Annotated in this window: 9 protein-coding genes; 1 reads left to right on the top strand and 8 read right to left on the bottom strand. The window is 69.8% G+C overall.

What is annotated here, in order from left to right; genetic code table 11:
* Positions 1-72: 72 nt before the first annotated feature.
* Entirely contained in the window at positions 73-3681 is a 3609-nt protein-coding gene (locus OG514_RS06675; RefSeq protein WP_266891850.1) for a bifunctional glycosyltransferase/CDP-glycerol:glycerophosphate glycerophosphotransferase, read from the bottom strand.
* 420 nt (positions 3682-4101) lie between these two features.
* Between OG514_RS06675 and OG514_RS06680 the strand changes: the two genes are divergently transcribed.
* Positions 4102-6417: a bifunctional glycosyltransferase family 2 protein/CDP-glycerol:glycerophosphate glycerophosphotransferase gene (locus tag OG514_RS06680; RefSeq protein ID WP_266891852.1), complete on the top strand. Its 2316-nt coding sequence runs from the start codon at positions 4102-4104 to the stop codon at positions 6415-6417.
* Positions 6418-6487: 70 nt separating this feature from the next.
* On the opposite strand, the gene OG514_RS06685 is transcribed toward OG514_RS06680, so the two are convergent.
* The 7 genes from OG514_RS06685 to OG514_RS06715 all read right to left on the bottom strand — a co-directional run bounded on the left by OG514_RS06685 (position 6488) and on the right by OG514_RS06715 (position 16313).
* Complete coding sequence (locus tag OG514_RS06685) at positions 6488-8416, bottom strand: TIGR03960 family B12-binding radical SAM protein (protein ID WP_266891854.1); 1929 nt, start codon at positions 8414-8416, stop codon at positions 6488-6490.
* A 52-nt stretch (positions 8417-8468) separates the two neighbouring features.
* Positions 8469-9986, bottom strand: a complete 1518-nt coding sequence (locus OG514_RS06690; RefSeq protein ID WP_266891856.1) for a CYTH and CHAD domain-containing protein — start codon at positions 9984-9986, stop codon at positions 8469-8471.
* Between the two features lie 63 nt (positions 9987-10049).
* Entirely contained in the window at positions 10050-11249 is a 1200-nt protein-coding gene (gene rodA / locus OG514_RS06695; protein ID WP_266891857.1) for a rod shape-determining protein RodA, read from the bottom strand.
* Between the two features lie 4 nt (positions 11250-11253).
* Positions 11254-13533, bottom strand: a complete 2280-nt coding sequence (gene mrdA, locus OG514_RS06700) for a penicillin-binding protein 2 (RefSeq protein ID WP_266891859.1) — start codon at positions 13531-13533, stop codon at positions 11254-11256.
* Positions 13534-13552: 19 nt separating this feature from the next.
* A complete protein-coding gene (gene mreD / locus OG514_RS06705; protein WP_266891861.1) occupies positions 13553-14221 on the bottom strand; it encodes a rod shape-determining protein MreD in 669 nt (222 codons plus the stop codon).
* Entirely contained in the window at positions 14218-15210 is a 993-nt protein-coding gene (gene mreC, locus OG514_RS06710; protein ID WP_266891863.1) for a rod shape-determining protein MreC, read from the bottom strand. The genes mreD and mreC overlap by 4 nt, the downstream gene beginning before the upstream one ends.
* Positions 15211-15293: 83 nt before the next feature.
* Entirely contained in the window at positions 15294-16313 is a 1020-nt protein-coding gene (locus OG514_RS06715) for a rod shape-determining protein (RefSeq protein WP_266891865.1), read from the bottom strand.
* Positions 16314-16472 lie beyond the last annotated feature (159 nt).

Raw genomic sequence — 16472 nt, forward strand, 5'->3', positions numbered from 1 at the left:
GCCCGTACGACGGAGCCCCGGCCCGCAGGGAGACCTGCGGACCGGGGCTCTTCCGTACGCCCGGGGCACCGCCTACAGCGGCGCGCCCTCCTCAGCGATCTTGAACATCAGGTCGGCCAGCCGCGCCGACGCGTGACCGTCGTCGAGGTCGCAGAACTGGTGGTGGAACTCGTCGTACTTCTCCCGGTACTCGACCTCGACCTCGTCGATCTCCCGGATGGCCTGGAGCAGGTCGTTCGAGTTGTCGACCAGCGGACCCGGTGCGTCGTTCTCGAAGTCGAAGTAGAACCCGCGCAGCTTGTCGCGGTAGTGCTCCAGGTCGTACGTGAAGAACAGCATCGGGCGACGCAGGTGGGCGTAGTCGAACATGACCGAGGAGTAGTCCGTGATCATGATGTCGGCGGCCACGTAGAGGTCCGCGATGTCGGGGTACTCGGAGACGTCGAAGACGAAGCCGTTACCGGCACCGGGGATGCTGTCCACGATGTTGGAGTGACGCCGGATCAGGAAGACGTGGTCGTCCCCCAGTCGACGGCGGGCGTCCTCCAGGTCGACCCGGAGGTCGAACTTGAACTGGCCGCGGCTGTGCGAGAGGTCGTCACGCCAGGTCGGCGCGTACAGCACGACCTTCTTGCCCTCGGGCAGCCCCAGCTTCTCCCTCACCTCACGGGCCCGCTCGTCACGGTCCTCGGCATAGAGGTAGTCGTTGCGCGGGTAGCCCGTCTCGGCGATCAGCCCGTCGTAGCCCATGGCCCGCTTCAGGATCGGCGTGCTGAAGCGGTTGGACGAGACGAGGACGTTCCAGTTCGCCGCCTCCTGGACCAGCCGCTCGTGGTAGTTCGGGTCGAACTTCGGCGCGTCGATGTCGAGGCCGATCTTCTTCAGCATCGTGCCGTGCCAGGCCTGCACGATCACCTGGCCCGGCCGCCGCTTGATCCAGTGCGGAAGGTGGGCGTTGGTGACGATGTAGCGCGAGCGCGCCAGCGCCTCGTACCAGTCCTTGCCCTGGAACTTGACGGCCTTCACCGTGTCGGGGAGCTCGACCTGGCCGTCCCGGACCAGCCACAGGTGCTCGACGTCCGCACCGCGGCGCAGCAGCTCCTCGTGGACGGCGCGCGGGCTGTCCGAGAACTGCTTGCCGTTGTAGCTGATGTACAGCACCGAGTCGCGCAGCGGCAGCTCGCGGCCGGCCTCGTAGACCTCCTGGCGCAGCTGGTACTGGCGGTTGGCGCCCTTCTCCATGGCCGAGAGGTCGGTCTTGCAGTTGAGCTGCGGGTGGTCCTGCCAGTGGACCTCCAGCTGGTACTCGCGGCCGTTGTGCGCGCCCTCCAGCGGGAACTGGGTCGCGGCGAGGCGGTCCACGACGAGCGGGATGGACGGCTCGTCGCCGGAACCCTCCAGGCGGAACACCCAGCGGCCGGCCTTGAGCGGCAGCCTGCCGTCGGCACCCGACATGGTGGAGGGGCGGAAGGACGTCTCGAAGGTCCCGTCCGCGTGGACGGTCAGCGGGACCGTCTTCTCGTCGAAGCGGTTCTTGGCGCTGACGACCAGGTGGTGGGCGTCCAGCTCCACCGGGGCCGTACCGCGGATCGTGAACGTCCCGTCGGCCTCGGCGATGTCGGTGATCGTGGCGCGCAGCGGGCGACCGGAGAACTTCAGATAGCCGTTGGCGCCGGAGAGGACGGCCACCTCGTTCAGCGGGGCCTCCTCGCCGAACGTCTCGGGCAGGCGGACCTGGAGGTCGGCGAGACCGTCCCGGACGACGACGCGGAACCGGCGCGGTTCCTTGTCCGGCTCGTCGACCTGGATCTGGGTGCTCCAGTTGCGGCGCATCAGCTTCGCCGGGTCGGCGCCACCGGCGGCGCGGGCCTCGGCGGTGTCCAGGTGCTCCGGCAGCAGGGCGATGTCACGCAGGGGAACCCGTACGCGCAGCGGCGTACGCCCGCCGACGGGCGCAAGGAGCTCCGCCGGGTAGAGGAGCGCCTCGCCGCTGTTCTGGTTGGTGACGCGCAGGGATATCTCGCTGCCCGGGACGAAGGGTTCGCGGAGGTCGCCCTCGATGAGGATGTCGTCGCCGGACGACTCGAAGCCGGTGACCAGGACCGGCACCTTCTCGATGCGCAGCTTGAGCGCCGCGCGGCGCATCTCCGGGACCATCCGGTAGTCGTCGTCGAGCCACTGGTAGGGCGGGTAGGTCAGGCGGTCCGAGCCGTACGAGTGCACGGAGCGGGAGCGCACCAGACCGCCGGACAGGACGCGCATGCCCACGTGCCAGAGGCCTTCCTGCCACTGGTCGCCCTTGCGGAACCGGGCCGGGTCGATGACCGTCTCCCAGCCGGCCCAGTCGAAGTTGTGGCCCCGCCCCTTGTGGCCGGAGCCGGTGGTGGCCTCGGGGTTGTAGAGGTTGCTCAGCGGAAGGAGCATGCGGCGCTGGGTGCCGTCCTTCTTCAGCTGGAGCAGCTTGACGAGGCTGCGCTTGCCCGTCTGGTCGACGCGGTCGATCCAGGCGTGGCCGGCCAGCCGCAGCTTGCCGTCCTCCCAGTACAGCTCCTTCAGCGGGGAGCGCAGCTGGAGGTCCTTGTCGACCCGCAGGACCTTCTTCGGCAGCAGGTTCCCGTGGGATTCCAGCGAGGGGTACTTGGCGTACTTGCGGATGACGCCGCCGAGCTCGACGGGCTCGCCGAGCCGCTCCGCCTCGATGAACTCGAGGATCTCGGTCATGGCGTGCTTGCGGACGAGCAGCCACTTGACGCGCAGCGCCGTGGGGAGCCGGTCGAGGGTCTTGAGGTCGACCTGGTCGAGGTACTTGTTGGCCACGCGCAGGAACTCGGTGCGGTACTCCTCGTCGCCGTCGGGCAGCACGTTGAGGAAGATGCGCAGGTCGCCGGTGAGCACGGTGTGGTCGTACTCACGCTTCAGCGAGTCGGCGAGGGGCTCCTTCTGCGCGGCGAAGAAGCGGCTGACGGACTCCACGGCGGACGCCCGGTCGCGGGCGGCCTTGGGCTCGTTGCGGCGCTGGGTGATCGAGGGGCTCGCCTCGCCCTCGCGCAGACGCCAGTAGTACGTGGCCTGGCTGATGATGTCGACGGACTCGGCGAGGTACTGGGCCGGCACGATGACCGGGGTGTCCTCGTACAGCACGCCCTCGGGGAAGCGCAGCGCGTGCTGCTCCCAGAAGTCACGCCGGAACACCTTGTTGCAGGCGATCCGGTCCGTGAGGAGCTGGCGCTTCTTCCGGACGTGCGTGCGCTTGACCGCGCCACGGGAGAGGAAGCGGTGCATGGGGGACTGCCACACCTTGGTCGAGTTGATGTGCTCGACGTTGCCCGTGGCGAAGGAGGAGCCGGTCTCGTCCAGGCTGCTGATCATCATCCGGTAGGCGTCCGGCGGGATCATGTCGTCGCTGTCGACGAAGGCGAGGAACTCGCTCTCCGGCGCCAGGCTGTCCAGGCCGGTGTTACGGGCGGCACCCAGGCCGGCGTTCTCCTTGCGGATCAGCCGGAAGCGGGCGTCCTTGGCCGCGAACTCCGCCGCTATCCCGTTGGACTCGTCGGTGGACCCGTCGTCGATCATGAGCACTTCCAGGTCCTGGAAGGTCTGCACGGCCAACGAGTTGAGGCAGGCGGGTAGGTACTGCGCCACGTTGTAGATCGGGACGATGACGCTGAGCCGGGGTGCCATGTAGTTCTGCGTTCCTTTCCGTTTCAGACCCGCTCGACGAGCTCGAGCGCCTGAGGGATGACGGGGCGTGCTTTTCGGTTTTCCAGCGGACCGATGAGGGGCGTCTCCGCCCTCCGGGAAAAACCCGCCCAGCCCTCGGCAAGACCTGGTTCCGCTCGGCCTATACGACTCTGCGGCGACCTCCCCGGCCGCCGCAGCACTCCAGAATAGACGATCCGTACCACAGGCGTTTTCCTGCCGTTGTGTCCGACATCACCCATCCGTCGCCCGATCACCGAACGGACGGACCGCCCCTCGGGGGGCGAAAACGGCCGTGACGTGGGCGGGAGCACCCGGGCCGTGGGCGCCCGCGGCCTCCGGGGCGCGGAAGCGCTCCTGTCATACTTCATTTGAGCGGTTCGACTGAGGAGACAACAAGGCATGACGGCTGCAGCTACCCCCAGATTCAGCGTGATCATCCCTGTCTACGGGGTCGAGGGCTACATCCGTGAGTGCCTCGAATCCGTGACGTCGCAGGGGTACGAGAACTTCGAGGTCATCGCGGTCGACGACTGCTCCCTCGACAGCAGCGGCGCCGTCATCGACGAGTTCGCCGCCCGCGACCCGCGGGTGCGCGCCGTCCACCGCGCCGAGAACGGCGGCATCGGCGCCGCCCGCAACACCGGCGTCGAGCACGCCCGCGGCGACTACCTGCTCTTCATCGACGGCGACGACTCGATCCGCCCCGGCTCCCTGCAGGCCATGGCCGACCGCCTCGACGAGGCCCAGGACCCCGAGATCCTCCTGTTCGACCACGTCCGCACCCATGTGGACGGCAGCGTCGAGGCCAGCAAGACCGGCCCGTACCTGGCCGACATCCGCGACCGGGTGGTCCGCCCCGTCGACCAGCTCGAACTGCTGCGGATCTTCGCCGTCGTCTGGAACCGCGTCTACCGCCGTGACTTCTTCACCGGCGAGGGCTACACGTTCACCGACGGCCTGTACGAGGACGCGCTCATGGTCTACACGACCATGGCCGCCGCCGAGCGCGTCGCGGGCCTGGAGTACGTGGTCGTCGAGTACCGCCAGCGCCGCCAGGGCAGCTCGATGCGCAGCAGCTCCCCGCGCAAGCACTTCGTGATCTTCGACCAGTACCAGCGGGTCTTCGACTACCTCGAAGGCCGGCCCGGCCTCGACGCGTACCGCGAGCTCGTCTTCGAGCGGATGGTCTCCCACTTCCTGTTCACCTTCGCCCGCGGCTTCCGAATACCCCGCAGCCACCGGCGCGCCTACCTGAAGCAGGCCGGCAAGACCTACCGCCGGAACGAGCCCGCGGGCTACACCCCGCCGCCCGGCATGATCGGCCTGAAGTTCAAGGTGCTGCGGACCGGCTCGTACGCCGCCTTCGAAGCCCTCAAGACGGTCAACGGCACCCGCGAGACGGCCTTCGGCGTCCTCGGCAAGTCCAAGCGCTGGGGCAGCCGCAAGGCCCTGCGCACCTACTACGCCGTGCAGCGCCGCCTCCCCGTCGACGACAACCTCGCCGTGTACTCGGCGTACTGGGGCCGCACGCCCAGCTGCAACCCGCTCGCCGTGCACGAGGCCGCCAGGAAGCTCGCGCCCGGCGTCCGCGGGGTGTGGGTCGTGAACAAGGAGCACGCCGGCAGTACACCGCCCGGCCTGAAGCGGATCGCCCCGGCCACCTTCGGCTACTGGAAGGCGCTGGCCCGGGCCAAGTACCTGGTCAACAACGTGAACTTCCCGGACGCCGTGATCAAGCGCCCCGGCCAGATCCATCTGCAGACCCACCACGGCACCCCGCTCAAGCGGATGGGCCTGGACCAGCAGGGCTACCCGGCCGTCGCCCGCAGCATGGACTTCGACAAGCTCCTTGAGCGGGTGGACCGCTGGGACTGGAGCGTCTCGTCGAACCAGCACTCCACCGAGCACTGGGAGCGGGTCTACCCGGCCGCCTTCCGGACCCTGAACACCGGCTACCCGCGCAACGACGTCTACTACCGCGCCACCGCCGCGGACGTGCGCCGGATCCGCGGCGAACTCGGCATCGGGCACGGCAAGAAGGCGATCCTGTACGCGCCCACCGTGCGCGACCACCAGAAGGACTCCTTCGTCCCGCGCCTCGACTTCGCCCGCTTCGCGCGTGAACTCGGCCCGGACTACGTCCTGCTGGTCCGCGCCCACTACTTCTACGGCGGCGACCCGGAGCTGAACCTCCTCGCCGAGCGCGGCGCGCTCGTCGACGTGTCGCGGCACCCGTCGGTGGAGGAGCTCTGCCTGGCGGCGGACGCGCTGATCACCGACTACTCGTCGATCATGTTCGACTACGCCAACCTCGACCGGCCGATCGTGACGTACGCCGACGACTGGGAGATGTACCGGACCTGCCGTGGTGTGACCTTCGACCTGCTCTCCGGCGAGCCCGGTGACACCCCCGGTGTGATCACCACCACCGAGGACGAGCTGATCGAGGCCTTCCGCGGCGGCGCCTGGGAGGGCGGGCAGGCCGCCACCCTGCGGCAGGCCTTCCGTGAGCGGTTCTGCTCGTGGGACGACGGCTTCGCCGCCGAGCGGGTCGTCCGCCGGGTCTTCCTCGGCGAGGAGCGGCCGCGGCCGCTCGTGGTCCCCGTGGCCGAGCGCACCCCGGCCCCGTCGCCGCGTCTGGCCGAGGCCGCCGCCGCGCTGCCGCCGCGGCGGGCGGACGAGGACGAGCTCGCCGTGGCACGGGTCGACCACTAGATCCACCGGATCCACGCACGAAGAGGCGCCCGGGGCGATTGCCCCGGGCGCCTCTTCGTGGTTTCGGCGACTACTTCACGACCGACAGCGGCAGCAGCTTCTTGCCGGTGGGGCCGATCTGGATGTGGGTGTCCATCTGCGGGCAGACGCCGCAGTCGAAGCACGGGGTCCAGCGGCAGTCCTCGACCTCGGTCTCGTCGAGCGAGTCCTGCCAGTCCTCCCAGAGCCAGTCCTTGTCGAGACCGGAGTCCAGGTGGTCCCAGGGCAGGACCTCCTCGTAGGTGCGCTCGCGGGTCGTGTACCAGGCGACGTCGACGCCCATCTCCGGCAGCGTCTTCTCGGCGCAGGCCATCCAGCGGTCGTACGAGAAGTGCTCGCGCCAGCCGTCGAAGCGGCCGCCGTCCTCGTACACCGCGCGGATGACCGCGCCGATGCGGCGGTCGCCGCGGGAGAGCAGGCCCTCGACGATGCCGGGCTTGCCGTCGTGGTAGCGGAAGCCGATCGAGCGGCCGTACTTCTTGTCGTCGCGGATCTTGTCGCGGAGCTTGCGCAGCCGCTCGTCCGTCGCCTCGGCCGACAGCTGCGGGGCCCACTGGAACGGGGTGTGCGGCTTGGGGACGAAACCGCCGATGGAGACGGTGCAGCGGATGTCGTTCTGGCCGGAGACCTTGCGGCCCTCGGCGATCACGTTCATCGCCATGTCGGCGATCTGGAGGACGTCCTCGTCGGTCTCCGTCGGCAGGCCGACCATGAAGTACAGCTTCACCTGGCGCCAGCCGTTGCCGTACGCGGTGGAGACGGTCCGGATCAGGTCCTCCTCCGAGACCATCTTGTTGATGACCTTGCGCATGCGCTCGGAGCCGCCCTCGGGGGCGAAGGTGAGGCCGGAACGGCGCCCGTTCCTGGTCAGCTCGTTGGCCAGGTCCACGTTGAAGGCGTCGACACGGGTGGACGGGAGGGACAGGCCCACCTTGTCCTCCGTGTACCGGTCGGCGAGGCCCTTGGCGATCTCACCGATCTCGGAGTGGTCCGCGGAGGACAGCGAGAGGAGGCCGACCTCCTCGAAGCCCGTCGCCTTGAGACCCTTCTCGACCATCTCGCCGATGCCGGTGATGCTTCGCTCCCGCACGGGGCGCGTGATCATGCCGGCCTGGCAGAAGCGGCAGCCGCGGGTGCAGCCGCGGAAGATCTCGACGGACATGCGCTCGTGGACGGTCTCCGCGAGCGGCACGAGGGGCTGCTTGGGGTACGGCCACTCGTCGAGGTCCATGACGGTGTGCTTGGAGACGCGCCACGGCACACCGGACCTGTTGGGCACGACCCGGCCGATGCGGCCGTCCGGCAGGTACTCCACGTCGTAGAACCGCGGGATGTACACCGAGCCGGTCTTCGCGAGGCGGAAGAGGACCTCCTCGCGGCCGCCCGGCCGGCCCTCGGCCTTCCAGGCGCGGATGATCTCGGTCATGTCGAGGACGGCCTGCTCGCCGTCGCCGATGATCGCCGCGTCGATGAAGTCCGCGATCGGCTCGGGGTTGAAGGCCGCGTGGCCGCCCGCGAGCACGATCGGGTGGTCGACGGTCCGGTCCTTCGACTCCAGCGGGATGCCCGCCAGGTCGAGGGCGGTGAGCATGTTCGTGTAGCCGAGCTCGGTGGAGAAGCTCAGGCCGAAGACGTCGAACGCGCCGACGGGGCGGTGGCTGTCGACCGTGAACTGCGGGACCTTGTGCTCCCGCATCAGCTCTTCGAGGTCCGGCCAGACGCTGTAGGTGCGCTCGGCGAGGACTCCCTCGCGCTCGTTGAGCACCTCGTACAGGATCATGACGCCCTGGTTGGGCAGACCGACCTCGTACGCGTCCGGGTACATCAGCGCCCAGCGGACATCGGCGGACTCCCACGGCTTGACCGTGGAGTTCAGCTCTCCACCGACGTACTGAATCGGCTTCTGCACGTGCGGGAGCAGAGCTTCGAGCTGCGGGAAGACAGACTCGGCAGCAGACATCTCGAACCTTCGTGAGCTGGCAGGGGGGCGACTCTCAAGCGTACCCCGGTGCTCAGCGGGTCAGAGACGCGGTGAGCACCGGGGCCGAGGCCCGGGCCCAGACCTCGGGGAGTCCGCGCTCGGCCGCGTCGGCGGCGGCCTCCTCGCGTCCGTACAGAAGTCCCCAGGTGAAGGCCGATTCTCCGGCCCCGTGGGCGATGATCGCGAGCTCCCGCAGGGCCCCGCGGGCGACGACGGCGTCCTGGTGTTCGCCGAGCAGGGTCTGGACGTCCTTCACTCGTCTCGACAGCCGTTTCGCGGGCTTCCCGAGGGTCGGCTCGGCGGCCTCGGCCGCGTAGCGGGCGCGCTTGGCGGCCTTGCGGGCCTCGTGGAGGGCGAGGTCGCGCTCGTCGCCGGGGTCGAGGGAGAGGGCGTGGTGAATCCGGCCGGCGAGGCGGTCGTGGTCCTTGCGGACGGCGCGGGCGAGGACCTGCCGGGCGTCGAGTGCGGCGTCCTTGCGCAGCGGCGGGTCGGCGAGGAGCGCGTCGAGCCTGTCGAGGAGGGCGAGGTAGCGGGCGGAGTCGAGGGCGGCGAGGGCCTGGCGGCGGGCGCTCCTGCCGTGGGCGGCGTCCCGGCGGCGCAGCCTGGCCTTGACGGGGCCGAGGACGAGGGTGCGGGGCAGGTCGGTGAGGCGGGCGCGCAGCCGTTCGTCGAGGACCTCCTGGTCGCGGGCGACGCCCAGCTCTCCGGCGAGCCATTTCAGCTCCTCGCCGACGGGGTCGGTGACCTCCCGGTCGAGGACGCGGCCGTACGTCTTGAAGGCGCTGCGCAGCCGGCGGCAGGAGACGCGCAGTTGGTGGACGGCGTCGGGCAGGTCGCGTCGTACGGCGGGGTCGTGGGCGACGATCGCCTCGACGTGTTCGCGTACGTAGCCGAGGACGGCGGCCGCCGCGGTGCCGGGCGTCCCGGGGGTGACCGGGGCCGCGTCGGGCTCCACGCCCGTCTCGGCCAGGGCGCGCGACAGTTTGGAGGGCGAGTCCGAGGGCCTTATGCCGGCCTTCCTGAGGCGCTTCTCGACGGCGTCGAGGATCGCCGGGTCGGTGTCGTCGGCGAGCTCGACCTCGATCTCGGTCCAGGCGGCCTGGCCGCCGCTCGTGAGGCCCTCGGCGTGGACGGTGTCCACGGACAGTTCCGCGAGGAGGGTGCCGTCGCCGTCGCGGAGGTGGCGGACGTCCCGGGAGGAGCGGAGGCGGACGACGGGGACGACCTCGCCGTCCCGGACCCGGGAACGCAGGAGCCCCGCCAGGGAACGCGGGAGCGTGTCCGAGAGCGGGGCTCTGATCTCGTCGCGGATGCCGGAGGCGACGGGGAACTTCAGGTGCCAGCCGGCGTCCTCGCCGCCGGTGCGGCGGCGCAGGGTGAGTGCGTCCGCGGCGAGCCGGAGGCCGGGGGTGTCGTAGTAGACGGCGTCGAGTTCGGTGACGCCCTCGTCGGTGACCGAGGCCACCCCGGCCGCCCGGGTCAGGTCCGGGAGGCCGGTCCGGGGAGTGGCTTCGTACTTCCGCTCGATCTCGCGCTTCGTGTCCGCCATGAATCGAATCTAGACGGGAAGTGAACGCTGCGGGAGTACGCCTCGGTTCCGGCCGGAAACCGCCTACGCGGTCATGGGCCGCTGCACCCTGATCGACTGGAGCAGTCCGATCGCCACCCACACCGCGAACATCGACGAGCCGCCGTACGAGACGAACGGCAGCGGCAGGCCCGCGACCGGCATGATGCCGAGGGTCATGCCGATGTTCTCGAAGGCCTGGAAGGCGAACCAGGCGATGATCCCGGCCGCGACGACCGTGCCGTAGAGCTCGGTGGTCTCGCGGGCGATCCGGCAGGCGCGCCAGAGGACGACGCCGAGGAGCACGAGGATCAGGCCGGCGCCGACGAAGCCCAGCTCCTCCCCCGCGACCGTGAAGACGAAGTCGGTCTGCTGCTCCGGCACGAACTGGCCGGTGGTCTGGGAGCCCTTGAAGAGTCCCGCGCCGAGGAGGCCGCCGGAGCCGATCGCGATACGGGCCTGGTTGGTGTTGTAGCCGACGCCGGCCGGGTCGAGGTCGGGGTTGGCGAAGGCCGCGAAGCGGTTGATCTGGTACTCGTCGAGCATGCCGAGCGCGGTGACGAGGACCGCGCCTCCGATGCCCGCGCCGATCAGTCCGAGGACCCAGCGGTTGGAGGCGCCGGAGGCGAGCAGCACGCCGAGCACGATGACCGCCATGACCATGACCGAGCCGAGGTCGGGCATCAGCATGACGATGCCCATCGGGAGCGCGGCCAGGGTGAGGGCCTTGGCGACGGTGCGGTGGTCGGGGTGGAGCTGGTCGCCGGCGTCGACCTTCGCGGCCAGCAGCATCGCCATCACCAGGATGATCGTGATCTTCACGAACTCGCTGGGCTGGAGCGAGAAGCCGCCGCCGACGACGATCCACGCGTGGGCGCCGTTGATGGTGGCGCCGAGCGGGGTGAGGACGGCGAGGATCAGCACGACCGAGAGGCCGTAGAGGACCGGGACCGCGCCGCGCAGGGTGCGGTGGCCGAGCCAGATCGTGCCGATCATCAGGGCGACGCCGATTCCGGTGTTGAGCACGTGCCGGAAGAGGAAGTAGTACGGGTCGCCGTTGTTGAGTTCGGTGCGGCCGCGGGTGGCGGACCAGACGAGCAGTGCGCCGATGAAGGAGAGCGCGAGCGCGGAGAGCAGGATCGGCCAGTCGAGCCGGCGGACCACCGAGTCCCGGGCGGCGAGCTTGGCGAGCGTGCCGCGCTCGGGGGCGTAACGGGAGACGGAGAAGCCGTGGGGTGAGGTCATCGGTTCAGTCCCTCCGCCAGGCGGCGGGCGGGCCCGCGAGTTCCTGCTGGTCCGGCTTGTCGGGGTCGGCCTGGTCCGGGTCTGCCGGGTCCGCCGGGGCGGCCGGGTCGGTCGGGTCGGTCTGGGGGGTGCCGGCCGGCGCGTTCAGGGGCGCGTTCGGGTCGATCTTCCCGATCTCCGGGTCGTACGGCTTGATCTTCGGAGCGTCGATGGAGCCGTCGGCCTCGATCTTCGGGAGAGCCTTCTGGGGCTGCGGCAGCAGGGCCCGCTTGAGGTCCTGATTGCCGGCGTCGTCGAGTCCGTAGAGCGCGTCGTAGATGTTGCGCACGGCGGGGCCGGAGGCGCCGGAGCCGGTACCACCCTGGGCGATCGTCATGATGATCGCGTAGTCCTTGGTGTACGTGGCGAACCAGGAGGTCGTCTGCTTGCCGTAGACCTCGGCGGTACCCGTCTTGGCGTGCATCGGGATCTTGTCCTGCGGCCAGCCGCCGAATCGCCAGGCGGCCGTACCGCGGGTGGCGACTCCCGCGAGCGCTTCCTCTATCAACGCCTGCGTCTTGGCGTCCATGGGGAGCTTGCCGTGGGACTTGGGCTTGATCTCGGTGACCTTCTTGCCGTCGGGGCTGACGATCGCCTTGCCGACGGTCGGGTTCCAGAGGGTGCCGCCGTTGGCGATGGCCGCGTAGATGGTGGCCATCTGGATCGGGGTGACGAGGGTGTCACCCTGCCCGATGGAGTAGTTGACCGAGTCACCGGCGCGCATGAGGTTGCCTTCGAGGCAGTTCTCGTAGGAGAGCTGCTGCACGTAGGTACCGCCGCGCTTGCCGATCTTGCACCAGTAGTCCTTGTTGGCCGTCCAGAAGTCCTGCTTCCACTTCCGGTCGGGGACGCGGCCGGTGACCTCGTTGGGGAGGTCGATGCCGGTCTCGGCGCCGAGGCCGAACTGATGGGCCGTCTTGTAGAACCAGTCCTTGGCGTCCTTCTTCGGCTTCATGCCGCCGTCGTTCAGCCACTGCTGGTGGGAGAGGGCGTAGAAGACGGTGTCGCAGGAGACTTCGAGGGCCTGGCCGAGGGTGATGGAGCCGTGCCCCTGGGACTCGAAGTTCTTGAAGACCTGGCCGCCGATGGAGTACGAGGACGGGCACGGGTAGCGGCCGTTGAAGTCGTATCCGGCGTTGACGGCGGCGGTGGTCGGGACGACCTTGAAGATCGAGCCGGGGGCGGCCTGGCCCTGGATGGCCCGGTTGAGGAGCGGGAAGTTGGAGTCCTTGCCGGTGAGGGCCGCGTAGTCCTTGGCCGAGATGCCGCCGACCCAGGCGTTGGGGTCGTAGTCGGGCTGCGAGGCCATGGCGACGATCCGGCCGGTCTTCGTCTCCATGACGACGACGGCGCCGGAGTCGGCCTTGTAGTTCTCGCTGGTGTTCTTGTCGTGGACCTTGCGGGCCTCCACCATCGCGTTGTGCAGCTCCCACTCGGCGACCGCCTGCACGCGGGCGTCGATGGAGGTGACGACGTTGGCGCCGGGCACGGCGGGGTCGTTCTTGGCCTGGCCGATGACCCGGCCGAGGTTGTCGACCTCGTAGCGGGTGACACCCGCCTTGCCGCGCAGCTCCTTGTCGTACGTGCGCTCCAGGCCGGAGCGGCCGACCTGGTCGGAGCGGAGGAACGGCGAGTCGGTGTCCTTGGCCTTCTCGATCTCCGTGTCCGTGACCGGCGAGAGGTAGCCGAGGACCTGCGAGGTGCGGGACTCGCCGGGGGCCGGGTAGCGGCGTACGGCGGTGGGTTCGGCGGTGATGCCGGGGAAGTCCTCGGCGCGCTCGCGGATCTGGAGGGCCTGCTGGGTGGTGGCCTCGTCGGTGACCGGGATCGGCTGGTACGGCGAACCGTTCCAGCAGGGCTTCGGGGTCTTGGAGTCGCAGAGCCGGATCTTGTTGATGACCTCGTCGGGCTTCATGTCGAGGACGTCGGCGAGCCGGGTCAGGACGGCCTTGCCGTCGTCCTTCATCTTCATCAGCTCGGTGCGGGACGCGGAGACCACGAGCCGGGTCTCGTTGTCGGCGAGCGGGACGCCGCGGGCGTCGAGGACGGAGCCGCGCACGGCGGGCTGCACGACCTGCTGGACGTGGTTGTTCTTCGCCTCGTCCGTGTACTCCTTGCCGTTGCGGATCTGGAGGTACCAGAGCCGGCCCCCCAGGGTCAGCAGCAGCGAGAAGACGAGGATCTGGATGACGACGAGCCGGATCTGGACCCGGGGGGTCCGCCCTGTCTCGGGGATGTTGCTCATACCGCCGGTGCCCCCTCGGTCACAGTCGCTTGACTCCCTTGATGCGTCCGGCCCGTGAGGCGCGGCCCCGGGCGGCCTTCACGCGCAGGCCGCCGCGCTGGTTCCCGATCCTCAGGCCGGTGCCGGAGGACAGCCAGCCGGAGGCGACGTCGGCGCCGTTGCCCCCGCCGGCGTCGGCGAGCGGGTCGTTCTCCGCGCGTCTGGCCAGCGCCATGATGAGCGGCACCGTGAAGGGCGCGAGGAGCAGGTCGTACACGGCCGCGGTGAAGAGCAGGGATCCCAGGCCGACATGGCGGGCGGCGGTGTCGCCGACGAGGGCGCCCACCCCCGCGTACAGCAGGGTGGAGCCGACGGCGGCCGCGACGACGACGGCCATGGGGCCGGTCGCCGAGGTCAGCCGGCCGTTCTCCGGGCGGGCCAGGCCGACCAGGTAGCCGATGACGCAGAGCACGAGCGCGTAGCGGCCGGCGGCGTGGTCGGCGGGCGGGGCCAGGTCGGCGAGGAGGCCGGCGGTGAAGCCGATGAGGGAGCCGCTGACGGGTCCGTAGACCAGGGCGAGGCCGACGACGGTGAGCAGCACCAGGTCGGGCACGGCGCCGGGGAGCTGGAGGCGGGCGAGGACGGAGACCTGCACGACCAGGGCCACCACGATCAGGGTGGCGGAGAGGAGGATCCGGTTGAACTTCACGGTGTCGCGTCCCCCTGGTCCTGGCCCTGCTGGTTCTGCCGGTCGGCGTTCGGCTGCTGTCCGTCGGCGGCCTGCTGTCCGTCCGGTGGCGGCGGCGTGACCGTGACGGTGACGGTCGGCGCGGGCTTGGGCTTCTGCGGCAGGACCGTGTCGCGCGGGTCGGAGCGGGGGGCCTGGACGACCACGCCGACGATGTCGAGCTTGGTGAAGCCGACGTACGGGCGGACGTAGATGTTGCGGGTCAGGCCGCCGCCCGCGGGGTCGACGCGGACGACCTCGCCGACCGGGACGCCGGGCACGAAGGGCTTGTCGGCGCGCGAGCCGAAGGTGACGAGCCGGTCGCCGGGCTTCACCTTGGCCTTGCCGTTGAGGAGCTGCACGAGCAGCGGGCGGTCGCCCTGGCCGGTGGCGAAGCCGAGTTCGTCGGACTTCTCCATGCGCGTACCGACGGTGAAGTCGGGGTCGTTGGCGAGGAGGACCGTGGAGGTCGACGGGCCGACGGTGGTGACGCGGCCGACGAGCCCGGAGCCGTTGAGCACGGTCATGTCCCGCTGGATGCCGTCGCGGGCGCCGACGTCGATCGTGACGGTCCAGGAGAAGCCCTGGGCCGCTCCTATGGCGATGACCTGCGCGCCCTTGATGCCGTACTGCCCGGCGCCGGCGGTCTTCAGCATGGAGTCGAGCTCGCGCAGCCGGTTGCGGTTGCGGTCGTCGCTGCCGAGCTCCGCCTTGAGCTCGGCGTTCTCCTTCTCCAGGGCGGCGATCCGGGTGTGCCGCTCGCCGGAGTCCCGGACCGCGCCTATGGCGTTGCCGATGGGATCGACGGCGGCCGCCACACCGTTCTCGACCGGCCCGAAGACCGCCGCTGCGGCCTGTCGGGCACCGTCGACGGGTGACTCCTGGCCGCCTCGGATGTCCACCGTGATCAGTGCGAACGCGATGGCGATCAGCAGCACCAGGAGCAGCCGGCTCTCTCGTGTGTCCCTCACGTGCGGCGGCCGTGCCTTTCCTCGTGGTTCGGTTGTTCGGCTGTGCGGGTGAAGCGGCTGTGCGGTGGGCCGTTCGGGTGGTGCTAGCGGCGCGGCTGGGCGTCCAGCACCTGCTGGAGGGCCTCGAACTCCTCCACGCACTTGCCGGAGCCGAGCACCACCGAGTCCAGCGGGTCCTCGGCGATGTGGATCGGCATGCCGGTCTCGCGGCGGAGACGCTCGTCCAGGCCGCGCAGCAGGGCGCCACCACCCGTGAGAACGATGCCGCGGTCCATGACGTCACCCGAGAGCTCCGGCGGGCACTTGTCGAGGGTGGTCTTCACCGCGTCGACGATCGCGTTGACCGGCTCCTCGATGGCCTTGCGGACCTCGGCGGCCGAGATGACCACGGTCTTGGGCAGACCGGAGACGAGGTCGCGGCCGCGGATCTCGGTGTGCTCGTCCTTGTCGAGGTCGTACGCGGAGCCGATGGTGATCTTGATCTGCTCGGCGGTCCGCTCACCGAGGAGGAGCGAGTACTCCTTCTTGATGTGCTGGATGATCGCGCTGTCCAGCTCGTCGCCGGCCACCCGGATCGACTGTGCCGTGACGATTCCTCCGAGGGAGATGACGGCGACCTCGGTGGTGCCGCCGCCGATGTCCACGACCATGTTGCCGGTGGCCTCGTGGACCGGGAGGCCCGAGCCGATGGCCGCCGCCATGGGCTCCTCGATGATGTGCACCTGGCGGGCGCCGGCCTGCGTCGAGGCCTCGATGACGGCGCGGCGCTCCACTCCGGTGATGCCGGAGGGCACGCAGACGACGACCCGGGGGCGGGCCAGGTAGCGACGCTTGTGGATCTTGAGGATGAAGTAGCGGAGCATCCGCTCGGTGATCTCGAAGTCGGCGATCACGCCGTCCTTCAGGGGCCGGACGGCGACGATGTTGCCGGGGGTCCGGCCGATCATCTTCTTCGCCTCGGCGCCCACCGCGAGGATGCCGCCGGTGTTGGTGTTGATCGCGACGACGGACGGCTCGTTGAGGACGATGCCACGCCCCCTGACGTACACCAGCGTGTTGGCAGTCCCGAGGTCGATAGCCATGTCACGGCCGATGAACGACATTGAGTTCCCCTTGTTTCCCATGAGGATGCTTCGGGCCTTCCCCAGCGAGCGTTGACGGCTTCTCAGGCAGGCGAAACGGTGGCTGAAGTGGGTGGCTGAAGGTGGTGCGGCGTGGAGTTTTCCATCGTAGTGCCGCCCGCCCGGATACCGCGCGGTGGT

The sequence above is a fragment of the Streptomyces sp. NBC_00572 genome (assembly GCF_026341815.1).
Lineage (GTDB): Bacteria > Actinomycetota > Actinomycetes > Streptomycetales > Streptomycetaceae > Streptomyces.